We start from the raw sequence: 20,203 nt of genomic DNA, 5'->3' as shown, positions 1-20,203 counted from the left end.
ATCAGGCAAAAGATGTCGGATGCGGCGTGAATGCCTTATCCGATGGTTTAGCCTGCATTACGCCTTCGAATCCCGCAACTTGCGACTCAGCCAAATCCCGTGATGCGGTCGCTGACGCCATGCCATCGACGAAATGGTGTGCATGGTGTTCAGATGACCAATAACCCGCTGTAAATGCTGCTCCAGCGTACCTGCCGCGCCTTCGTGCGGCTGCATCTCCGGCGCATCCATGATATTGGCATCGCCAGAACTACCCGGTTCGTCATACTCCAGTCGCTGCTGACAACGCTGAATGGCGATTTCACAAGACTGTAAATACTCTTGTGCCAGTTCAGGTGGCAATGCCCGGTGTTCCCGCGCCAGCGTGGTCATGGCATTAATATGCTCAACAATAAACTGGCTGTGCGTTACCCACAGTTTCATATCTGCCAGATAATGGCTGTTGAACGCTGGTTCCTGCATCGCCTGATTCAATGAGTTATACAGAGTGTTATGTGCCTGATTTACCCGCATTCGCTGCCAGGCCAGTGGCGTAGGTTGCGGATCCTCGCTCAGAATCAAGCGAATCGCTTCCTGATAGGCTTCTAAAGCGTCATGGGCGTTTTTACGCAATAACCCGCTCTGCCACTGCGGCCACAGCCAGACGGTACCACCGAAAGCAATTAAACAACCAATAATGGTATCGATAAGACGCGGAAGGATGTACTGCTCACCGTTCAGCCACAACAGTTGCAGGGTATACACTGCGGTAATAGTAAAACCGACCGTCGCCCAGCCGTAGTTTTTGCGCAATATCAGGTAGCTGGCAAGGGTGGTAATCAGCATCAAGGTCAGGGTGTAACCTTCGGGAATTTTAAAGTGCAGCGCCACGCCCGCAATGATTAACCCGACCACGGTTCCCACGGAGCGATTCACAATCCTCAGACGGGTTGCACCATAGCCATTTTGCGTCACCAGCAATACCGTCATCAGGATCCAGTACGACTTCGGCAGATGCAGCGCGGTGCCCATCAGGCTGGCAACGCTTAACATCACACTGAGTCGTCCGGCATTGCGTAGCGCCGGAGACTTTAGTGACAGATAACTTTTCAGCGCCGGAAGTAACGGCATTCGCCGCTGTTTATCGGCCAGTAAGTCACGGGCATAGAGCGGTTTTTGGGTGCGCAGCACGCGGGCGATGCGGCTGAAATGCCAGTAGCAGAATTGCCCAACCGGATTATCCGGATGCTGGCGGGCGATTTTTTCCAGTGCGCCAATTTGCTTTTCCATCGTAAAACGCGTTGGCAGGCGATGGTAAAGAATGTCATCAGCCAGCACGCGCAGGCGAGCGGCGACGGTTTGCGCATTCCAGCGGATAACTTCTTCCGCATGGCTACGCTCGACCAGCTTTTGCACCTCTTCCGGCTGATGCAAACTGACCGAAATATGTTCCTGTAAATCCAGCGCCTCCTGGAAAATACGCAGCATCCGCTTGTAATCAGTATTATTTTGCGCGGAAAGCATATGCATTTGCTGATAGCACTGGGTAATTAGATCGACCGCTTTTTGCTGGCGCACCAGCAGCGGCGGCAGCGCTTTTTCAGGGTCGGTGTGCTGGGTAAGCAGGCTGTATTTGGCTTCACAATAATCTGCCAGTTCACGGTACAGCAGACTTAGTGACTCGCGCAGCGGTTGTTCGCGCCAGATCCAGAACCAAAACCAGTTAAACAATCCGTACCAGAGAGTGCCCAACGCATAGATGAGCAACGGTTCCCAGACCGGCATGTATCCCGCCAGACTGAGGGTAAAAATGGCTGCCAGCAGCGATGCGGGAAGCAATTTTGCGTGCAATGGCCCCAACTCAGCAGTGACGCCAAGTACCAGCGTTAATCCGGTCAGCAAAAAGGGCAGGGGAACATCTTTTGCCAGTAGCAGCTGTGTCAGTAAGCTACAGGTGGCAAACAGCGACGCACCAATGATTAAGCGTTTGAAAAAACGTTTATGAGGCGTATCAAGGCCCGCAATATTGCAACAGGCAGGAACGAGAGAGAAGAGCAGACCGAATCGTAATTCGCCAAGCATTAACCCAACGGCCACGGGCAAACATAGCACCAGCGTTTGTCGAAGTGCATAGTTGATATCGGGGTGATAAATCAGTCTGCGCCACATCGGGGGAAACAAAATGGCGCGCTACCAGGTAACGCGCCACTCCGACGGGATTAACGAGTGCCGTATACGACGATGGTTTTACCGTGTGCGGAGATCAGGTTCTGATCTTCAAGCATCTTCAGAATGCGTCCCACGGTTTCACGAGAACAGCCGACAATCTGACCGATTTCCTGACGGGTAATTTTGATTTGCATACCGTCCGGGTGAGTCATAGCGTCTGGTTGTTTTGCCAGATTCAGCAGAGTCTGTGCAATGCGGCCCGTCACGTCGAGGAACGCCAGGTTGCCTACTTTCTCTGAAGTGACTTGCAGACGACGCGCCATCTGTGCAGACAGACGCATCAGAATGTCCGGGTTTACCTGAATCAATTGGCGAAATTTTTTGTACGAAATTTCAGCCACTTCACAGGCGGTTTTCGCACGTACCCATGCGCTACGTTCCTGGCCCTCTTCAAACAGGCCCAGTTCGCCAATAAAATCACCCTGATTCAGATAGGAGAGGATCATTTCTTTACCCTCTTCGTCTTTGATCAGCACTGCCACAGAGCCTTTAACGATGTAGTACAGCGTTTCCGCTTTTTCACCCTGGTGAATAAGCGTGCTCTTGGATGGGTACTTATGAATGTGGCAATGAGACAAGAACCATTCGAGAGTCGGGTCTGTTTGCGGTTTGCCAAGCACCATGCGCGGTTATCCTCTGTTATAAGCTTTCTCCAGAGCCAGATAACGCCGCTGTCTCTGGATTGCCGAAATATGCTTCCCGCTACCTGGGAAGGGGCTATCAACTGTACTGCACGGTAATGTGACGTCCTTTGCATACATGCAGTACATCAATGTATTACTGTAGCATCCTGACTGTTTTAGCATAGCTTTCGCTTTGTGTCTCCTGGTGTCTCGCTTCAGCATGACCCAGGTCGCCTTCCGTTGCGCGATTTGGTTAGTACGCGTACTCTGTCAGGAAAATTGACGCAGTGGAGTAGCAAAAATGCAAGCGCGAGTGAAGTGGGTCGAAGGGTTAACTTTTCTGGGCGAATCCGCCTCTGGTCATCAGATTTTAATGGACGGCAACTCAGGCGATAAAGCACCAAGTCCGATGGAAATGGTGTTGATGGCGGCGGGTGGTTGCAGTGCCATCGATGTGGTTTCGATCCTGCAAAAAGGGCGTCAGGATGTGGTCGATTGTGAAGTAAAATTGACCTCTGAACGCCGCGAAGAGGCACCACGCCTGTTTACGCACATTAATCTACATTTTATCGTCACCGGTCGCGACCTGAAAGACGCAGCGGTTGCGCGTGCGGTTGATCTCTCTGCCGAGAAATATTGTTCAGTGGCGTTGATGCTGGAAAAAGCGGTGAATATTACTCACTCGTATGAAGTGGTTGCCGCGTGATTTAACTATCCCGTTGTGAAGCCGGATAGTATTTTATCCGGCGTAATAGCAGAGTTACTCGATTTTCTTTCCTTCCATCAATCGTTGCACCAGCGGCAGCATAATTAATTCCATTGCCAGACCCATTTTGCCGCCGGGCACCACTAACGTATTGATGTGGGAAATGAATGAGCCTTGCAACATCGCCAGCAGCCAGGGGAAATCGATCCCTTCCAGATTACGAAAATGGATCACCACAAAGCTTTCATCCAGCGACGGGATACCTTTTGCCGCGAACGGGTTTGAAGTGTCGACGGTGGGAACGCGCTGGAAGTTAAGATGGGTGCGGGAAAACTGCGGTGTGATGTAGTTGATATAGTCTTCCATTGAACGCACTACTGAGTCCATCACTGCTTCTCGTGAGTGCCCGCGCTCGCTGGTGTCGCGGATCAGTTTTTGAATCCACTCAAGGTTAACGATAGGCACCACGCCGACCAGTAAGTCCACATGCTGCGCAACGTTATGCTGTGGCGTGACTACGCCGCCGTGTAAACCTTCATAAAACAGTACATCAGTGGGTTCTGGTAAAGGTTGCCAGGGGGTGAATGTTCCCGGTACCTGATTCCAGGGTACGGCTTCATCGTAGGTATGCAGATATTTGCGAGATTTCCCTTTGCCGCTCTGACCGTATTCAATGAAGGTTTGTTCCAGCAGGCCGAAGTCGTTCGCTTCGGGGCCGAAGTAGCTGATATGCCGCCCGGCGTCGCGCGCTTTGCGGATCGCCATGTCCATTTCCGGGCGGGTGTAACGGTGAAAACTGTCGCCTTCCACCTCGGCTGCATGCAGATTTAACTGGGCGAATATTTTACGAAACGCGAGGCTGGTGGTGGTGGTCCCCGCGCCGCTGGATCCTGTTACCGCAATGACCGGATGTTTGGCAGACATAGTAACTCCATGACTTAGCTATCATTATTATCTCGTCCGCCGACGGTTGCAGGTTATTCGCGAAACTGACTGCGCGGCATGATATTGACCGTTTCGTGCAGCTCTGACCATACCAGCACCGCTTCTCCGCACTGTAGCTGGCGTTTGACGTCGGCGACTTTCTGTTCAAGTGTACGCTCATGTTCACCATAATCGGTGCCTTCACGTAACACAAAGCTTTCAATTAAATTTTCCAGCGTTTCGGGGGAGAGGTCTTGCCACGGAATCAACATGATTTCGCCTCCAGATACGTTGTTAACCAGTCAGGAATGCGTGACTCCAGCCACATTTGCGGATGAAGTAATGTACCGCCAATAAAGCCAACATGACCGCCATGTTCAGTCAGTTGATACTCCACCTGCGGGGGGAGACTTTCCGGTTTCGGGATCACCTGATGATCCATAAACGGATCGTCTTTAGCGTGAATAATCAGCGTCGGTTTGGCGATCCGGTTCAGCATCGGCATGGCGCTACACTGACGATAATAGTCGATAGCGTCAGCGTAGCCGTGAATCCTGGCGGTGATGAGATCGTCAAATTCACGGATGCGACGTACCGATTTTAATTGCGCGAGATTTATCGGCAGCGTTCCGGGGTAGGCAGCCAGCTTGCGTGCGGCATTGGCTTTTAACAGGTTCAGCAAGTAACGCTGATAAACGCGGGAAAAGCCCTTTTCCATATGATAGCTACAGGCTTCCAGCATAAACGGCGCAGAGACAATCACCGCCGCATCAACCGGGAGATCATTGCCTTCCTTTGCCAGCAAACAGGCCAGCATATTACCGCCGAGCGAATAGCCGACGGCAGCCGTTGGCGCATGACCAAATTCGCGTTGCAGCCAGCGTAAAAACCAACTGGCGTCTTCGGTTTCGCCCGAATGGTAAATGCGGTGCATACGGTTTGGTTCACCGCTGCATCCGCGAAAATGCATCACCACGCCCAGCCAGCCGCGCTTTTGCGCCGCCTCAACCAGACCGTGGGCGTAAGGGCTATTGAGACTGCCTTCCAGCCCGTGAAATACCACTAAACGCGGTTTATGCCGTGCCTGTGCAGGGGCTTCACTCCACGCGAGATCGACAAAATCGCCGTCGGGCAACTCCAGCCGCTGCCAGTACGGGGTGAATTTCACCTTGCGACGAAACAGACGCGGCAGCATGGTTTGCAGATGACAATTGCTAAAGCCGCGCATAGGGGTGAATTCAGCACTGCTGCTGAATTCATTGGCATCGGTCGTCGTTATCTGCGCCATCAGTTGCTTTGGCCTTCCAGCAACATCTGCTCAAGCTGCTCCTGGGCTTCCAGCCATGCCATTTCGCACTCTTCCAGGCCGGATTTGGCGCTGGCTTGCTGTTGCAGGCAGGCGGTCAACTCCGCTTTACGGCTCTGGTCATACAGTTCGCTGTCGCCGAGTTTCTCTTCTGCCTGCGCCAGTTGCGCGTTCAGCTTCTCCATCTCTTTTTCCAGACGGGCAATCTCTTTACGCAGTGGCTGGGTTTGCGCACGCAACTCCGCTTCCCGACGCTTCTGATCTTTACGTGCCTGGGCGCTGTTCGCGTTCTCTTTTGGCGCGTCGTCGGTCTGGTTTTCCTGCTTTTGTACGTCGCTCAACCACTGTTGATAATCTTCCAGATCGCCGTCGAACGGCTCGACTTTACGATCGTGAACCAGGTAGAGGTCGTCAGTGGTGGAACGCAGCAAATGACGGTCGTGCGAAACGACAACCAGCGCGCCTTCAAACTCGATTAATGCTTCGGTGAGTGCCTGACGCATGTCGAGGTCAAGGTGGTTAGTCGGTTCGTCGAGCAGCAGCAGATTCGGCCGCTGCCAGACAATTAATGCCAGCACCAGGCGGGCTTTTTCCCCACCGGAGAAGCGGCGCGTTTCTTCGGTTACTTTATCGCCCTGGAAACCAAAGCCGCCGAGGTAGTCACGCAGTTTTTGCTCCAGTTCCTGCGGCGCTAAACGTGCCAGATGTTGAATAGGCGATTCGTCGGCGCGCAGGTATTCAAGTTGATGCTGGGCGAAGTAGCCGAGCTTGATCCCTTTTGCCAGGCCTATTTCACCACTGACTGGCGCAAGTTCACCGGCTAACAGTTTGATTAATGTCGATTTACCCGCGCCGTTGCGGCCTAACAGACCAATGCGCGAACCGGGGACCAGATTCAGTTTAATCGAGTCGAGAATAATGCGATCGCCATAGCCTGCGCTGACCTTTTCCATCTTCAGTAACGGATTTGGCAGGCTTTCCGGCGCGCGGAAGCTAAAGCGGAACGGGTTGTCGACGTGCGCGGGGGCAATCAGCTCCATACGCTCGAGCATCTTAATGCGGCTCTGGGCCTGCTTCGCTTTGGTGGCTTTGGCACGGAAACGGTCGATATAACTTTGCAGATGCGCTACGCGTTCCTGCTGGCTTTCGTACATCGCTTGTTGCTGCGCCAGACGGGTGGCGCGCTGTACTTCAAACGAACTGTAGTTGCCGGTGTACTCGAACATGCTTTGTTGTTCGATATGAATAATTTTATCGACGATCGGATCGAGGAAGTCGCGGTCGTGAGAGATCAGGATCAGCGTGCCCTGATAGCTCTTCAGCCATTTTTCCAGCCAGATAACGGCATCGAGATCGAGGTGGTTAGTCGGTTCGTCGAGCAGCAGCAAGTCTGAACGGCAAATCAGCGCCTGGGCAAGGTTAAGACGCATACGCCAGCCACCAGAGAAATCACTTACCGGGCGCTCCAGTTGTTCATTGCTGAAACCGAGGCCGTGCAGCAGGCTGGCGGCACGGGAGCGAATACTCCATGCGTTAATAGCATCCAGCTTGCCATGAATGGTCGCAATGGCGTGCCCGTCGTTACGTTCGTTGGCGTCGTGCAGCTGCGCTTCCAGTTGACGATATTCACGGTCGCCGTCAATGACATATTCCAGCGCCGCTTGCGGTAACGCCGGCGTTTCCTGATTCACCCACGCCAGTTGCCAGCTTCCCGGAAAGGTGTAGCTGCCGCCGTCGGCGCTGATTTCATTTTTCAGCAATGCCAGCAGGGTAGATTTACCACAGCCGTTTTTACCCACCAGGCCGACTTTCTGCCCGGGGTTGATGGTGGCGGTGGCATTATCCAGCAGGACGCGCACGCCGCGACGAATTTGTAACGAGGAGAAAACAATCATAAGGTGCCGTATGTTCAGACTATGTTAACTTATCATTATGATAATGTAATGTATGGGCGAGCTGCCGCACCGGGCGCAATGGTAGCCCAAAACAGCGACTATACACAAAAACCATACCGGGAGGGGGATGATGTCTCAGCCAGCGAAAGTTTTGCTGCTGTATGCCCATCCGGAATCTCAGGACTCGGTGGCAAACCGGGTACTGCTTAAACCGGCCACGCAGCTCAGCAATGTTACCGTGCACGACCTTTACGCGCACTATCCCGATTTTTTTATTGATATCCCCCGTGAGCAGGCATTACTGCGCGAGCACGAGGTGATTGTCTTTCAGCATCCTCTTTATACCTATAGCTGCCCGGCGCTACTGAAAGAGTGGCTGGACCGGGTATTAAGCCGTGGTTTTGCCAGCGGGCCGGGAGGAAACCAACTGGCGGGAAAGTACTGGCGTAGTGTGATTACCACCGGCGAGCCGGAAAGTGCTTACCGTTATGACGCGTTGAATCGCTACCCGATGAGCGATGTCCTGCGCCCCTTTGAACTGGCGGCGGGCATGTGCCGGATGCATTGGTTAAGTCCCATCATTATTTACTGGGCGAGACGGCAAAGCGCACAGGAGCTGGCGAGCCATGCCAGAGCCTACGGTGACTGGCTGGCAAATCCGCTGTCTCCAGGAGGCCGCTGATGGAAGGTTCCGATTTTTTACTTGCAGGAGTGCTGTTTCTCTTCGCGGCGGTGGCTGCGGTGCCGTTGGCATCGCGGCTGGGTATTGGCGCTGTGTTGGGATATTTGCTGGCAGGGATTGCAATTGGCCCGTGGGGGCTGGGGTTTATTAGCGACGTCGATGAGATCCTCCACTTTTCGGAACTCGGCGTGGTGTTCCTGATGTTTATCATCGGCCTTGAGTTGAATCCCTCCAAGCTTTGGCAACTGCGGCGTTCGATTTTTGGCGTAGGCGCGGCACAGGTGCTGTTAAGCGCAGCGTTGCTGGCGGGATTATTGATGCTGACGGATTTCGCCTGGCAGGCGGCGGTGGTCGGTGGCATTGGCCTTGCGATGTCTTCAACTGCAATGGCGTTGCAATTGATGCGTGAGAAAGGGATGAATCGCAGCGAATCCGGCCAGTTAGGTTTCTCGGTACTGCTGTTTCAGGATCTGGCGGTGATCCCGGCACTGGCGTTAGTGCCGTTGTTGGCGGGTTCGGCAGACGAACATTTCGACTGGATGAAGATCGGCATGAAGGTGCTGGCGTTTGTCGGCATGCTGATTGGCGGGCGCTATTTATTGCGTCCGGTATTCCGTTTTATTGCAGCTTCTGGCGTGCGGGAAGTGTTCACCGCCGCGACGCTGCTGCTGGTATTGGGTTCCGCATTGTTTATGGACGCGCTGGGGCTGTCGATGGCGCTCGGTACGTTTATTGCGGGCGTGCTGCTGGCGGAAAGTGAATATCGCCATGAACTGGAAACGGCTATCGATCCCTTCAAAGGCTTGCTGCTCGGTTTGTTCTTTATCTCTGTCGGCATGTCGCTCAACCTCGGGGTGCTTTATACCCATCTGTTGTGGGTAGTGATAAGCGTGGTTGTGCTGGTGGCGGTGAAAATTCTCGTGCTGTATCTGCTGGCGCGATTGTATGGCGTGCGTAGCTCAGAGCGGATGCAGTTTGCTGGCGTGTTGAGTCAGGGCGGTGAGTTTGCCTTTGTCCTCTTTTCTACCGCTTCTTCACAACGCTTATTCCAGGGCGACCAGATGGCGCTGTTGCTGGTGACGGTGACGCTTTCCATGATGACCACGCCGCTGCTGATGAAGCTGGTAGATAAATGGCTATCCCGCCAGTTTAACGGACCGGAGGAAGAAGACGAAAAACCATGGGTCAACGATGATAAACCGCAGGTGATTGTGGTCGGTTTCGGGCGTTTTGGGCAGGTGATTGGTCGTTTGCTGATGGCAAATAAAATGCGCATTACCGTGCTGGAGCGGGATATCAGCGCCGTTAACCTGATGCGCAAATATGGCTACAAAGTTTATTACGGTGATGCCACGCAGGTCGATCTTTTACGTTCTGCGGGTGCAGAGGCCGCTGAGTCTATCGTCATTACCTGTAACGAGCCGGAAGACACCATGAAGCTGGTGGAAATATGCCAGCAGCACTTTCCGCATTTGCATATTCTTGCGCGAGCGCGCGGACGTGTGGAAGCGCATGAGTTATTACAGGCAGGGGTGACGCAGTTTTCCCGTGAAACATTCTCCAGTGCGTTAGAGCTGGGGCGCAAGACGCTGGTCACGCTTGGCATGCATCCGCATCAGGCACAGCGGGCGCAACTGCATTTTCGCCGCCTGGATATGCGGATGCTGCGAGAGCTCATCCCAATGCATGCCGATACCGTACAAATTTCTCGCGCCAGGGAAGCCCGACGCGAACTGGAAGAGATTTTCCAGCGTGAAATGCAACAAGAACGACGCCAGCTGGACGGCTGGGATGAATTTGAGTAGAGGGTAAAGATGGCAATCCGAAAACGTTTTATTGCGGGCGCAAAATGCCCGGCCTGTCAGGCGCAGGATTCAATGGCGATGTGGCGCGAAAATAATATTGATATTGTTGAATGCGTTAAGTGCGGACATCAGATGCGAGAAGCAGACAAAGAAGCCCGCGATCACGTTCGCAAAGATGAGCAAGTGATCGGGATTTTTCATCCGGACTAGCGATATGCGCCGAGTTTTTTTAAGCTAGTGAGTACACGGCTGCAGAATTCCGCTACAATCTGCGCCACTATTCTTCCCATGCTCAGGAGATATCATGAAAGTAGCAAAAGACCTGGTGGTCAGCCTGGCCTATCAGGTACGTACAGAAGACGGTGTGTTGGTTGATGAGTCTCCGGTGAGTGCGCCGCTGGACTACCTGCATGGTCACGGTTCCCTGATCTCTGGCCTGGAAACGGCGCTGGAAGGTCATGAAGTTGGCGACAAATTTGATGTCGCTGTTGGCGCGAACGACGCTTACGGTCAGTACGACGAAAACCTGGTGCAACGTGTTCCTAAAGACGTATTTATGGGCGTTGATGAACTGCAGGTAGGTATGCGTTTCCTGGCTGAAACCGACCAGGGTCCGGTACCGGTTGAAATCACTGCGGTTGAAGACGATCACGTCGTGGTTGATGGTAACCACATGCTGGCCGGTCAGAACCTGAAATTCAACGTTGAAGTTGTGGCGATTCGCGAAGCGACCGAAGAAGAACTGGCTCATGGCCACGTTCACGGCGCGCACGATCATCACCACGATCACGACCACGACGGTTGCTGCGGCGGTCATGGCCACGATCACGGTCATGAACACGGTGGCGAAGGCTGCTGTGGCGGTAAAGGCAACGGCGGTTGCGGTTGCCACTAATACCGAAAAGGTGACAAAAAAGCGGGGAATCCCCGCTTTTTTTACGCCTCAATAATGTGGCGGTGGCGTTTCTTCAGCCTGCGACGCGATGTTCGACGGCTGGCTGGCTTTTAACTTCTCGGTCAGCAGACGCAGATGATCGCGCAGTTTCGCCATCTCCATTTCATGAGCGGTCACCGTGACGTTCAGTTCTTCAATGGTGATTTCCTGAAAAGCCAGTCGGCTCTCCAGCTCTGCCAGGCGTGCTTCCAATGATAAATCCTGCATGATTCACCTCTTTTGTCGAATGGTCGCCGCGGATTCTACTTAACTTTGCTGCCCGAGACAGCACTCATTTCGCGGTCATCGAAACTAATTTAAACAAAAAGAGTCTGAAAATAGATGATAATAGGGCGTGTCTGTATGTAGATTTGTTCGACAACGCTTTATAGTACCCTTCTGATAATAGTTAACCCTGGGGTGAGATGCCCCGATCCTGGAGATATGGATGAAATCACTGTTTAAAGTAACGCTGCTGGCGACCACAATGGCCGTTGCCTTGCATGCACCAATCACTTTTGCTGCTGAAGCTGCAAAACCTGCTACAACTGCTGACAGCAAAGCAGCGTTCAAAAATGACGATCAGAAATCAGCTTATGCACTGGGTGCCTCGCTGGGTCGTTACATGGAAAACTCTCTAAAAGAACAAGAAAAACTGGGCATCAAACTGGATAAAGATCAGCTGATCGCTGGTGTTCAGGATGCATTTGCTGATAAGAGCAAACTCTCCGACCAAGAGATCGAACAGACTCTGCAAGCATTCGAAGCTCGCGTGAAGTCTTCTGCTCAGGCGAAGATGGAAAAAGACGCGGCTGATAACGAAGCAAAAGGTAAAGAGTACCGCGAGAAATTTGCCAAAGAGAAAGGTGTGAAAACCTCTTCCACTGGTCTGGTTTATCAGGTAGTAGAAGCCGGTAAAGGCGAAGCACCGAAAGACAGCGATACTGTTGTCGTGAACTACAAAGGTACGCTGATCGACGGTAAAGAGTTCGACAACTCTTACACCCGTGGTGAACCGCTCTCTTTCCGTCTGGACGGTGTTATCCCGGGTTGGACAGAAGGTCTGAAGAACATCAAGAAAGGCGGTAAGATCAAACTGGTTATTCCACCAGAACTGGCTTACGGCAAAGCGGGTGTTCCGGGGATCCCACCGAATTCTACCCTGGTGTTTGACGTAGAGCTGCTGGATGTGAAACCAGCGCCGAAGGCTGATGCAAAGCCGGAAGCTGATGCGAAAGCCGCAGATTCTGCTAAAAAATAAGCATTAAGAACCGCCGCCTGACCAGGCGGCGGTTTTTTTATTACAGGCCGGATATAATTAGTGCTGGAAAGCGGAACCTCCGCTGTATTAATTTAGTTACCCGCATCATTAATGAGCCTGCCCTGAAAAGTTAACGACAGGCTCCTGAAAAGGAGTGTTTTTTTTCATGTCCAGGTCGCTTTTAACCAACGAAACCAGTGAGTTGGATTTACTGGATCAACGTCCTTTCGAGCAGACCGATTTTGATATTCTGAAATCCTACGAAGCGGTGGTGGACGGGTTAGCGATGCTTATTGGCTCCCACTGTGAAATCGTTTTGCACTCTTTGCAGGATCTAAAATGTTCAGCCATTCGCATTGCTAACGGTGAACATACAGGCCGGAAGATTGGTTCGCCAATTACTGACCTGGCGCTACGTATGCTGCACGATATGACGGGAGCGGATAGCAGCGTTTCTAAATGCTACTTTACTCGCGCCAAAAGCGGCGTATTAATGAAGTCCCTGACTATCGCGATTCGTAACCGCGAACAGCGTGTAATTGGTCTGCTGTGCATCAATATGAATCTTGATGTTCCCTTCTCGCAGATTATGAGCACCTTTGTGCCGCCAGAAACCCCGGATGTCGGTTCAAGCGTCAACTTTGCCTCTTCTGTTGAAGATCTGGTTACCCAAACGCTGGAGTTCACCATCGAAGAAGTGAATGCCGATCGCAATGTTTCTAATAACGCCAAAAATCGTCAGATCGTGCTGAATCTCTACGAGAAAGGGATCTTCGATATTAAAGATGCGATCAACCAGGTTGCTGACCGCCTGAACATCTCCAAACACACTGTCTATCTCTACATCCGCCAGTTCAAGAGCGGTGATTTCCAGGGGCAAGATAAGTAATGCGTTTTGCCATCGTGGTGACCGGGCCAGCATACGGTACGCAACAGGCGAGTAGTGCTTTTCAGTTTGCGCAGGCGCTGATAGCAGAAGGCCATAAGTTAAGCAGCGTCTTTTTCTATCGGGAAGGGGTCTATAACGCTAACCACTTGACCTCACCGGCAAGCGACGAATTTGACCTTGTGCGCGGCTGGCAACAGTTGAATGCGCAACATGGTGTGGCGCTGAATATCTGCGTAGCGGCAGCATTACGCCGTGGCGTTGTTGATGAAACGGAGGCCGGAAGACTGGGGCTGGCTTCGTCAAACCTTCAGCAGGGATTTACCTTAAGCGGACTTGGCGCGCTGGCGGAAGCCTCGCTGACCTGTGACAGGGTGGTACAGTTCTGATGAAACGAATTGCGTTTGTTTTTTCTACTGTGCCTCATGGTACCGCTGCCGGGCGGGAAGGTTTAGATGCTTTACTGGCAACTTCCGCGTTAACTGACGAGCTGGCCGTCTTCTTTATTGCTGATGGCGTTTTTCAGCTACTGCCAGGACAAAAGCCCGATGCAGTGCTGGCGCGTGATTACATTGCCACTTTTAAATTGTTGGGTCTGTACGACATTGAACAGTGCTGGGTTTGTGCGGCTTCACTGCGCGAACGCGGGTTAGATCCGCAGACCCCCTTTGTTGTCGAAGCCACGCCGCTCGAAGCAGATGCCTTACGCCGCGAACTCGCCAACTACGATGTTATTTTGAGGTTTTGAGGCGTTTATGCTGCACACGTTACATCGTTCACCCTGGCTGACGGATTTTGCTGCGCTGCTGCGTCTGCTCAGTGAAGGCGACGAACTGCTATTATTGCAAGATGGCGTAACTGCCGCAGTTGACGGTAACCGCTACCTTGAAAGTCTGCGTAATGCCCCCATTAAGGTCTATGCCCTGAACGAAGACCTTATTGCCCGCGGTTTGACTGGTCAAATTTCGAACGACATCATTCCCATTGACTATACTGATTTCGTCAGACTTACGGTTAAGCACTCCAGCCAGATGGCCTGGTGATGGCGGGATCGTTGTATATTTCTTGACACCTTTTCGGCATCGCCCTAAAATTCGGCGTCCTCATATTGTGTGAGGACGTTTTATTACGTGTTTACGAAGCAAAAGCTAAAACCAGGAGCTATTTAATGGCAACAGTTAACCAGCTGGTACGCAAACCACGTGCTCGCAAAGTTGCGAAAAGCAACGTGCCTGCGCTGGAAGCATGCCCGCAAAAACGTGGCGTATGTACTCGTGTATATACTACCACTCCTAAAAAACCGAACTCCGCGCTGCGTAAAGTATGCCGTGTTCGTCTGACTAACGGTTTCGAAGTGACTTCCTACATCGGTGGTGAAGGTCACAACCTGCAGGAGCACTCCGTGATCCTGATCCGTGGCGGTCGTGTTAAAGACCTCCCGGGTGTTCGTTACCACACCGTACGTGGTGCGCTTGACTGCTCCGGCGTTAAAGACCGTAAGCAGGCTCGTTCCAAGTATGGCGTGAAGCGTCCTAAGGCTTAATGGTTCTCCGTTAAGTAAGGCCAAACGTTTTAACTTAAATGTCAAACTAAACTCGTAGAGTTTTGGACAATCCTGAATTAACAACGGAGTATTTCCATGCCACGTCGTCGCGTCATTGGTCAGCGTAAAATTCTGCCGGATCCGAAGTTCGGATCAGAACTGCTGGCTAAATTTGTAAATATCCTGATGGTAGATGGTAAAAAATCTACTGCTGAATCTATCGTATACAGCGCGCTGGAGACCCTGGCTCAGCGCTCTGGTAAATCTGAACTGGAAGCATTCGAAGTAGCTCTCGAAAACGTGCGCCCGACTGTAGAAGTTAAGTCTCGCCGCGTTGGTGGTTCTACTTATCAGGTACCAGTTGAAGTCCGTCCGGTTCGTCGTAATGCTCTGGCAATGCGTTGGATCGTTGAAGCTGCTCGTAAACGCGGTGATAAATCCATGGCTCTGCGCCTGGCGAACGAACTTTCTGATGCTGCAGAAAACAAAGGTACTGCAGTTAAGAAACGTGAAGACGTTCACCGTATGGCCGAAGCCAACAAGGCGTTCGCACACTACCGTTGGTAATCCCTTCGGAGTTTTAGTCACCAGGCGGGCGCTTCCAGTAAGCAGCCCGCTTTGGGCTACTTAAATTGAACGCCTAAAAGATAAACGAGGAAACAAATGGCTCGTACAACACCCATCGCACGCTACCGTAACATCGGTATCAGTGCGCACATCGACGCCGGTAAAACCACTACTACCGAACGTATTCTGTTCTACACCGGTGTAAACCATAAAATCGGTGAAGTTCATGACGGCGCTGCAACCATGGACTGGATGGAGCAGGAGCAGGAACGTGGTATTACCATCACTTCCGCTGCGACTACTGCATTCTGGTCTGGTATGGCTAAGCAGTATGAGCCGCATCGCATCAACATCATCGACACCCCGGGGCACGTTGACTTCACAATCGAAGTAGAACGTTCCATGCGTGTGCTCGATGGTGCGGTAATGGTTTACTGCGCAGTTGGTGGTGTTCAGCCGCAGTCTGAAACCGTATGGCGTCAGGCAAACAAATATAAAGTTCCGCGCATTGCGTTCGTTAACAAAATGGACCGTATGGGTGCGAACTTCCTGAAAGTTGTTAACCAGATCAAAACCCGTCTGGGCGCGAACCCGGTTCCGCTGCAGCTGGCGATTGGTGCTGAAGAACATTTCACCGGTGTTGTTGACCTGGTGAAAATGAAAGCTATCAACTGGAACGACGCTGACCAGGGCGTAACCTTCGAATACGAAGATATCCCGGCAGACATGGTTGAACTGGCTAACGAATGGCACCAGAACCTGATCGAATCCGCAGCTGAAGCTTCTGAAGAGCTGATGGAAAAATACCTGGGTGGTGAAGAACTGACTGAAGCAGAAATCAAAGGTGCTCTGCGTCAGCGCGTTCTGAACAACGAAATCATCCTGGTAACCTGTGGTTCTGCGTTCAAGAACAAAGGTGTTCAGGCGATGCTGGATGCGGTAATTGATTACCTGCCATCCCCGGTTGACGTACCTGCGATCAACGGTATCCTGGACGACGGTAAAGACACTCCGGCTGAACGTCACGCAAGTGATGACGAGCCGTTCTCTGCACTGGCGTTCAAAATCGCTACCGACCCGTTTGTTGGTAACCTGACCTTCTTCCGTGTTTACTCCGGTGTGGTTAACTCTGGTGATACCGTACTGAACTCCGTGAAAGCTGCACGTGAGCGTTTCGGTCGTATCGTTCAGATGCACGCTAACAAACGTGAAGAGATCAAAGAAGTTCGCGCGGGCGACATCGCTGCTGCTATCGGTCTGAAAGACGTAACCACTGGTGACACCCTGTGTGACCCGGATGCGCCGATCATTCTGGAACGTATGGAATTCCCTGAGCCGGTAATCTCCATCGCAGTTGAACCGAAAACCAAAGCTGACCAGGAAAAAATGGGTCTGGCTCTGGGCCGTCTGGCTAAAGAAGACCCGTCTTTCCGTGTATGGACTGACGAAGAATCTAACCAGACCATCATTGCGGGTATGGGCGAACTGCACCTCGACATCATCGTTGACCGTATGAAGCGTGAATTCAACGTTGAAGCGAACGTAGGTAAACCGCAGGTTGCTTACCGTGAAACTATCCGCCAGAAAGTTACCGATGTTGAAGGTAAACACGCGAAACAGTCTGGTGGTCGTGGTCAGTATGGTCATGTTGTTATCGACATGTACCCGCTGGAGCCGGGTTCAAACCCGAAAGGCTACGAGTTCATCAACGACATTAAAGGTGGTGTAATCCCTGGCGAATACATCCCGGCCGTTGATAAAGGTATCCAGGAACAGCTGAAAGCAGGTCCGCTGGCAGGCTACCCGGTAGTAGACATGGGTATTCGTCTGCACTTCGGTTCTTACCATGACGTTGACTCCTCTGAACTGGCGTTTAAACTGGCTGCTTCTATCGCCTTTAAAGAAGGCTTTAAGAAAGCGAAACCAGTTCTGCTTGAGCCGATCATGAAGGTTGAAGTAGAAACTCCGGAAGAGAACACCGGTGACGTTATCGGTGACTTGAGCCGTCGTCGTGGTATGCTCAAAGGTCAGGAATCTGAAGTTACTGGCGTTAAGATCCACGCTGAAGTACCGCTGTCTGAAATGTTCGGATACGCAACTCAGCTGCGTTCTCTGACCAAAGGTCGTGCATCATACACTATGGAATTCCTGAAGTATGATGAAGCGCCGAGTAACGTTGCTCAGGCCGTAATTGAAGCCCGTGGTAAATAAGCCTAAGGGTTAATACCAAAGTCCCGTGCTCTCTCCTGAAGGGGAGAGCACTATAGTAAGGAATATAGCCGTGTCTAAAGAAAAATTTGAACGTACAAAACCGCACGTTAACGTTGGTACTATCGGCCACGTTGACCACGGTAAAACTACTCTGACCGCTGCAATCACCACCGTACTGGCTAAAACCTACGGCGGTGCTGCTCGTGCATTCGACCAGATCGATAACGCGCCGGAAGAAAAAGCTCGTGGTATCACCATCAACACTTCTCACGTTGAATATGACACCCCGACCCGTCACTACGCACACGTAGACTGCCCGGGGCACGCCGACTATGTTAAAAACATGATCACCGGTGCTGCTCAGATGGACGGCGCGATCCTGGTAGTTGCTGCGACTGACGGCCCGATGCCGCAGACTCGTGAGCACATCCTGCTGGGTCGTCAGGTAGGCGTTCCGTACATCATCGTGTTCCTGAACAAATGCGACATGGTTGATGACGAAGAGCTGCTGGAACTGGTTGAAATGGAAGTTCGTGAACTTCTGTCTCAGTACGACTTCCCGGGCGACGACACTCCGATCGTTCGTGGTTCTGCTCTGAAAGCGCTGGAAGGCGACGCAGAGTGGGAAGCGAAAATCCTGGAACTGGCTGGCTTCCTGGATTCTTATATCCCGGAACCAGAGCGTGCGATTGACAAGCCGTTCCTGCTGCCGATCGAAGACGTATTCTCCATCTCCGGTCGTGGTACCGTTGTTACCGGTCGTGTAGAACGCGGTATCATCAAAGTTGGTGAAGAAGTTGAAATCGTTGGTATCAAAGAGACTCAGAAGTCTACCTGTACTGGCGTTGAAATGTTCCGCAAACTGCTGGACGAAGGCCGTGCTGGTGAGAACGTAGGTGTTCTGCTGCGTGGTATCAAACGTGAAGAAATCGAACGTGGTCAGGTACTGGCTAAGCCGGGCACCATCAAGCCGCACACCAAGTTCGAATCTGAAGTGTACATTCTGTCCAAAGATGAAGGCGGCCGTCATACTCCGTTCTTCAAAGGCTACCGTCCGCAGTTCTACTTCCGTACTACTGACGTGACTGGTACCATCGAACTGCCGGAAGGCGTAGAGATGGTAATGCCGGGCGACAACATCAAAATGGTTGTTACCCTGATCCACCCGATCGCGATGGACGACGGTCTGCGTTTCGCAATCCGTGAAGGCGGCCGTACCGTTGGCGCGGGCGTTGTAGCTAAAGTTCTGGGCTAATTACACGTTAATTAGTTTTGAATTGAAAAGGGCGCTTCGGCGCCCTTTTTGCTGCCCGTAATTTGAGCTCGAAATATTTAGTCGTAATTTTGCTCGCTGAACTATGGAGCAAATAAAACTGTGCTATTGTAATCATAACTATTCTCATTTACACTTTGCGCAGAATTTGAACGGGAGCAATCATGTACGTTTGTTTGTGTAATGGTGTAAGTGACAAAAAAATTCGCCAGGCAGTCCGTCAGTTTCATCCGCAATCTTTCCAACAATTGCGTAAGTTTATTCCTGTGGGAAATCAATGTGGTAAGTGCATTCGCGCCGCGCGCGAAGTGATGCAGGACGAGTTGATGCAGATGCCAGAATTTAAAGAGATTGCCTGAAGCCCACGCTTATTTTTTGACATCCCGCTAGCCCCATCTACGCTCTAATAGTGGAAGCGGAGGGACTATAAAATGAAAGGTGATGTTAAAATCATAAATTATCTCAATAAACTATTGGGAAATGAGCTTGTCGCAATCAATCAGTATTTTCTCCATGCCCGGATGTTTAAAAACTGGGGACTGATGCGTCTTAATGACGTCGAATACCATGAATCCATCGATGAGATGAAACACGCTGATAAATATATCGAGCGTATTTTGTTTTTAGAAGGAATCCCCAACTTACAGGATTTAGGTAAGCTAGGGATCGGTGAAGATGTCGAAGAGATGCTGCAATCCGACCTGCGATTAGAGCTGGAAGGTGCGAAGGATCTGCGTGAGGCTATCGCGTATGCCGACAGCGTTCATGACTATGTTAGCCGCGATATGATGATCGAGATCCTTGCCGATGAAGAAGGTCATATTGACTGGCTCGAAACAGAGTTAGATCTCATTGGCAAAATTGGCCTGCAAAATTACCTGCAATCACAAATTAAAGTTAAAGATTAACGGCCTATCAGCAAACTATCCCAGCCTATAACGAAACCCGCAGCCGCCAGAAATGGCCCAAAAGGCAGCGGGTTTTTTAATGATTCTTTTCCTCTCATGAGCAGACCAATAACTACGGCTCCGCAAGCGAATGAGGCAGCAAGGAAAACCAGTCGTGGTAAGAAGGCCCATGAATGCCAGGCGCCAAGGGCGGCGAGAAACTTCACATCACCATAGCCTAATCCTTCTTTATGGCGCAGTATGCGATACCCCCAGTAAATGACAGCGAATGTGCCGTAACCAATAATTGCCCCCCATAACGCATCGGCTAAACCATCAGGATGACAAACTTGATAGAACAAAAGACCTGACCAGAGTAACGGGCACGTAAATCTGTCAGGTAACAAGCCATGCTTTGCATCCCAGAAAAAAAGTAGGGCTGATAAACAAGCGTACAAAATTAGAAAGGGAAGGGTAGTGTCCATAAAACAT

At 51.6% G+C, this 20,203-nt stretch carries 24 protein-coding genes; 16 read left to right on the top strand and 8 right to left on the bottom strand.

Going from position 1 to position 20,203, the window contains the following annotated elements; translation table 11 throughout:
* Positions 1-57: 57 nt before the first annotated feature.
* The gene (locus HUZ68_RS20980) at positions 58-2,148 is read right to left on the bottom strand and encodes a YccS/YhfK family putative transporter (protein WP_001295162.1); all 2,091 of its coding nucleotides are present in this window, start codon (positions 2,146-2,148) and stop codon (positions 58-60) included.
* A gap of 50 nt (positions 2,149-2,198) precedes the next feature.
* Positions 2,199-2,831 carry a cAMP-activated global transcriptional regulator CRP gene (gene crp, locus HUZ68_RS20975; RefSeq protein ID WP_000242755.1) on the bottom strand — a complete coding sequence of 211 codons (633 nt, stop codon included), beginning with the start codon at positions 2,829-2,831 and terminating at the stop codon, positions 2,199-2,201.
* Positions 2,832-3,132: 301 nt separating this feature from the next.
* On the opposite strand from crp, the gene HUZ68_RS20970 reads away from it, so the two are divergent.
* Positions 3,133-3,537 (top strand): OsmC family protein, encoded by a 405-nt coding sequence (locus HUZ68_RS20970; protein ID WP_001148908.1) that lies wholly within the window; start codon positions 3,133-3,135, stop codon positions 3,535-3,537.
* A gap of 54 nt (positions 3,538-3,591) precedes the next feature.
* Here HUZ68_RS20970 and HUZ68_RS20965 read toward each other — a convergent pair whose 3' ends face one another.
* From HUZ68_RS20965 to HUZ68_RS20950, 4 genes are read right to left on the bottom strand one after another with little or no spacing between them, the layout of a single operon-like run.
* Complete coding sequence (locus tag HUZ68_RS20965; RefSeq protein ID WP_001274680.1) at positions 3,592-4,461, bottom strand: phosphoribulokinase; 870 nt, start codon at positions 4,459-4,461, stop codon at positions 3,592-3,594.
* Between the two features lie 53 nt (positions 4,462-4,514).
* On the bottom strand, positions 4,515-4,733 hold the full coding sequence (locus HUZ68_RS20960) for a YheU family protein (RefSeq protein ID WP_000907085.1): 219 nt from the start codon (positions 4,731-4,733) through the stop codon (positions 4,515-4,517).
* Entirely contained in the window at positions 4,727-5,749 is a 1,023-nt protein-coding gene (locus HUZ68_RS20955; RefSeq protein WP_000057379.1) for a hydrolase, read from the bottom strand. Before HUZ68_RS20955 ends, HUZ68_RS20960 begins: the two co-directional genes overlap by 7 nt.
* Entirely contained in the window at positions 5,749-7,662 is a 1,914-nt protein-coding gene (locus tag HUZ68_RS20950; protein WP_033814714.1) for an ABC transporter ATP-binding protein, read from the bottom strand. Before HUZ68_RS20950 ends, HUZ68_RS20955 begins: the two co-directional genes overlap by 1 nt.
* Before the next feature lie 130 nt (positions 7,663-7,792).
* Here HUZ68_RS20950 and kefG point away from each other — a divergent pair, with 130 nt between their 5' ends.
* The 4 genes from kefG to slyD all read left to right on the top strand — a co-directional run bounded on the left by kefG (position 7,793) and on the right by slyD (position 11,044).
* Complete coding sequence (kefG, locus tag HUZ68_RS20945) at positions 7,793-8,344, top strand: glutathione-regulated potassium-efflux system ancillary protein KefG (protein ID WP_001297514.1); 552 nt, start codon at positions 7,793-7,795, stop codon at positions 8,342-8,344.
* Positions 8,344-10,149: a glutathione-regulated potassium-efflux system protein KefB gene (kefB, locus tag HUZ68_RS20940; protein WP_000399122.1), complete on the top strand. Its 1,806-nt coding sequence runs from the start codon at positions 8,344-8,346 to the stop codon at positions 10,147-10,149. Before kefG ends, kefB begins: the two co-directional genes overlap by 1 nt.
* 9 nt (positions 10,150-10,158) lie before the next feature.
* Positions 10,159-10,359 (top strand): YheV family putative zinc ribbon protein, encoded by a 201-nt coding sequence (locus tag HUZ68_RS20935; RefSeq protein WP_001007730.1) that lies wholly within the window; start codon positions 10,159-10,161, stop codon positions 10,357-10,359.
* A gap of 94 nt (positions 10,360-10,453) precedes the next feature.
* Positions 10,454-11,044 carry a peptidylprolyl isomerase gene (gene slyD / locus HUZ68_RS20930; protein ID WP_000861334.1) on the top strand — a complete coding sequence of 197 codons (591 nt, stop codon included), beginning with the start codon at positions 10,454-10,456 and terminating at the stop codon, positions 11,042-11,044.
* Between the two features lie 48 nt (positions 11,045-11,092).
* Here slyD and HUZ68_RS20925 read toward each other — a convergent pair whose 3' ends face one another.
* Positions 11,093-11,311 (bottom strand): protein SlyX, encoded by a 219-nt coding sequence (locus HUZ68_RS20925; protein WP_001153615.1) that lies wholly within the window; start codon positions 11,309-11,311, stop codon positions 11,093-11,095.
* Between the two features lie 220 nt (positions 11,312-11,531).
* Between HUZ68_RS20925 and fkpA the strand changes: the two genes are divergently transcribed.
* The 11 genes from fkpA to bfr all read left to right on the top strand — a co-directional run bounded on the left by fkpA (position 11,532) and on the right by bfr (position 19,732).
* Positions 11,532-12,344, top strand: a complete 813-nt coding sequence (gene fkpA / locus HUZ68_RS20920; RefSeq protein WP_000838261.1) for an FKBP-type peptidyl-prolyl cis-trans isomerase — start codon at positions 11,532-11,534, stop codon at positions 12,342-12,344.
* A 166-nt stretch (positions 12,345-12,510) separates the two neighbouring features.
* Positions 12,511-13,233 carry a helix-turn-helix transcriptional regulator gene (locus HUZ68_RS20915; RefSeq protein ID WP_000091472.1) on the top strand — a complete coding sequence of 241 codons (723 nt, stop codon included), beginning with the start codon at positions 12,511-12,513 and terminating at the stop codon, positions 13,231-13,233.
* On the top strand, positions 13,233-13,619 hold the full coding sequence (tusD, locus tag HUZ68_RS20910; RefSeq protein ID WP_001209705.1) for a sulfurtransferase complex subunit TusD: 387 nt from the start codon (positions 13,233-13,235) through the stop codon (positions 13,617-13,619). Before HUZ68_RS20915 ends, tusD begins: the two co-directional genes overlap by 1 nt.
* On the top strand, positions 13,619-13,978 hold the full coding sequence (tusC, locus tag HUZ68_RS20905) for a sulfurtransferase complex subunit TusC (RefSeq protein ID WP_000820736.1): 360 nt from the start codon (positions 13,619-13,621) through the stop codon (positions 13,976-13,978). Before tusD ends, tusC begins: the two co-directional genes overlap by 1 nt.
* 7 nt (positions 13,979-13,985) lie before the next feature.
* Complete coding sequence (gene tusB, locus HUZ68_RS20900; protein WP_000903377.1) at positions 13,986-14,273, top strand: sulfurtransferase complex subunit TusB; 288 nt, start codon at positions 13,986-13,988, stop codon at positions 14,271-14,273.
* 125 nt (positions 14,274-14,398) lie between these two features.
* Positions 14,399-14,773, top strand: a complete 375-nt coding sequence (rpsL, locus tag HUZ68_RS20895; protein ID WP_000246815.1) for a 30S ribosomal protein S12 — start codon at positions 14,399-14,401, stop codon at positions 14,771-14,773.
* 96 nt (positions 14,774-14,869) lie between these two features.
* The gene (rpsG, locus tag HUZ68_RS20890; protein ID WP_001138043.1) at positions 14,870-15,340 is read left to right on the top strand and encodes a 30S ribosomal protein S7; all 471 of its coding nucleotides are present in this window, start codon (positions 14,870-14,872) and stop codon (positions 15,338-15,340) included.
* A 96-nt stretch (positions 15,341-15,436) separates the two neighbouring features.
* Entirely contained in the window at positions 15,437-17,551 is a 2,115-nt protein-coding gene (fusA, locus tag HUZ68_RS20885) for an elongation factor G (protein ID WP_000124700.1), read from the top strand.
* A 70-nt stretch (positions 17,552-17,621) separates the two neighbouring features.
* On the top strand, positions 17,622-18,806 hold the full coding sequence (tuf, locus tag HUZ68_RS20880; protein ID WP_000031783.1) for an elongation factor Tu: 1,185 nt from the start codon (positions 17,622-17,624) through the stop codon (positions 18,804-18,806).
* A gap of 182 nt (positions 18,807-18,988) precedes the next feature.
* Entirely contained in the window at positions 18,989-19,183 is a 195-nt protein-coding gene (gene bfd / locus HUZ68_RS20875) for a bacterioferritin-associated ferredoxin (protein ID WP_000289090.1), read from the top strand.
* A gap of 72 nt (positions 19,184-19,255) precedes the next feature.
* A complete protein-coding gene (gene bfr, locus HUZ68_RS20870) occupies positions 19,256-19,732 on the top strand; it encodes a bacterioferritin (protein WP_000675515.1) in 477 nt (158 codons plus the stop codon).
* Here the strand turns inward: bfr and HUZ68_RS20865 are convergent.
* Positions 19,729-20,196, bottom strand: a complete 468-nt coding sequence (locus HUZ68_RS20865) for a prepilin peptidase (RefSeq protein WP_000381746.1) — start codon at positions 20,194-20,196, stop codon at positions 19,729-19,731. The two genes, bfr and HUZ68_RS20865, sit on opposite strands and share 4 nt — an antisense overlap.
* Positions 20,197-20,203: the final 7 nt, after the last annotated feature.

The sequence above is a fragment of the Shigella dysenteriae genome, assembly GCF_022354085.1.
Taxonomy (GTDB): Bacteria; Pseudomonadota; Gammaproteobacteria; order Enterobacterales; family Enterobacteriaceae; genus Escherichia; species Escherichia coli.
The sequence above is the reverse complement of the archived record's forward strand: the minus strand, read 5'-3'. Positions and strand labels throughout refer to the sequence as shown.

What these genes read in the sequence shown, in the direction of transcription:
- slyD (WP_000861334.1), top strand. Translation starts at nt 10,454, where the DNA reads ATGAAAGTAGCAAAAGACCTGGTGGTCAGCCTGGCCTATCAGGTACGT.
- HUZ68_RS20980 (WP_001295162.1), bottom strand. Translation starts at nt 2,148, where the DNA reads ATGTGGCGCAGACTGATTTATCACCCCGATATCAACTATGCACTTCGA.
- tusB (WP_000903377.1), top strand. Translation starts at nt 13,986, where the DNA reads ATGCTGCACACGTTACATCGTTCACCCTGGCTGACGGATTTTGCTGCG.
- HUZ68_RS20925 (WP_001153615.1), bottom strand. Translation starts at nt 11,311, where the DNA reads ATGCAGGATTTATCATTGGAAGCACGCCTGGCAGAGCTGGAGAGCCGA.
- fusA (WP_000124700.1), top strand. Translation starts at nt 15,437, where the DNA reads ATGGCTCGTACAACACCCATCGCACGCTACCGTAACATCGGTATCAGT.
- fkpA (WP_000838261.1), top strand. Translation starts at nt 11,532, where the DNA reads ATGAAATCACTGTTTAAAGTAACGCTGCTGGCGACCACAATGGCCGTT.
- crp (WP_000242755.1), bottom strand. Translation starts at nt 2,831, where the DNA reads ATGGTGCTTGGCAAACCGCAAACAGACCCGACTCTCGAATGGTTCTTG.
- HUZ68_RS20915 (WP_000091472.1), top strand. Translation starts at nt 12,511, where the DNA reads ATGTCCAGGTCGCTTTTAACCAACGAAACCAGTGAGTTGGATTTACTG.
- rpsG (WP_001138043.1), top strand. Translation starts at nt 14,870, where the DNA reads ATGCCACGTCGTCGCGTCATTGGTCAGCGTAAAATTCTGCCGGATCCG.
- HUZ68_RS20965 (WP_001274680.1), bottom strand. Translation starts at nt 4,461, where the DNA reads ATGTCTGCCAAACATCCGGTCATTGCGGTAACAGGATCCAGCGGCGCG.
- bfd (WP_000289090.1), top strand. Translation starts at nt 18,989, where the DNA reads ATGTACGTTTGTTTGTGTAATGGTGTAAGTGACAAAAAAATTCGCCAG.
- rpsL (WP_000246815.1), top strand. Translation starts at nt 14,399, where the DNA reads ATGGCAACAGTTAACCAGCTGGTACGCAAACCACGTGCTCGCAAAGTT.
- kefG (WP_001297514.1), top strand. Translation starts at nt 7,793, where the DNA reads ATGTCTCAGCCAGCGAAAGTTTTGCTGCTGTATGCCCATCCGGAATCT.
- bfr (WP_000675515.1), top strand. Translation starts at nt 19,256, where the DNA reads ATGAAAGGTGATGTTAAAATCATAAATTATCTCAATAAACTATTGGGA.
- tusC (WP_000820736.1), top strand. Translation starts at nt 13,619, where the DNA reads ATGAAACGAATTGCGTTTGTTTTTTCTACTGTGCCTCATGGTACCGCT.
- tusD (WP_001209705.1), top strand. Translation starts at nt 13,233, where the DNA reads ATGCGTTTTGCCATCGTGGTGACCGGGCCAGCATACGGTACGCAACAG.
- HUZ68_RS20865 (WP_000381746.1), bottom strand. Translation starts at nt 20,196, where the DNA reads ATGGACACTACCCTTCCCTTTCTAATTTTGTACGCTTGTTTATCAGCC.
- HUZ68_RS20955 (WP_000057379.1), bottom strand. Translation starts at nt 5,749, where the DNA reads ATGGCGCAGATAACGACGACCGATGCCAATGAATTCAGCAGCAGTGCT.
- HUZ68_RS20935 (WP_001007730.1), top strand. Translation starts at nt 10,159, where the DNA reads ATGGCAATCCGAAAACGTTTTATTGCGGGCGCAAAATGCCCGGCCTGT.
- HUZ68_RS20950 (WP_033814714.1), bottom strand. Translation starts at nt 7,662, where the DNA reads ATGATTGTTTTCTCCTCGTTACAAATTCGTCGCGGCGTGCGCGTCCTG.
- HUZ68_RS20960 (WP_000907085.1), bottom strand. Translation starts at nt 4,733, where the DNA reads ATGTTGATTCCGTGGCAAGACCTCTCCCCCGAAACGCTGGAAAATTTA.
- HUZ68_RS20970 (WP_001148908.1), top strand. Translation starts at nt 3,133, where the DNA reads ATGCAAGCGCGAGTGAAGTGGGTCGAAGGGTTAACTTTTCTGGGCGAA.
- kefB (WP_000399122.1), top strand. Translation starts at nt 8,344, where the DNA reads ATGGAAGGTTCCGATTTTTTACTTGCAGGAGTGCTGTTTCTCTTCGCG.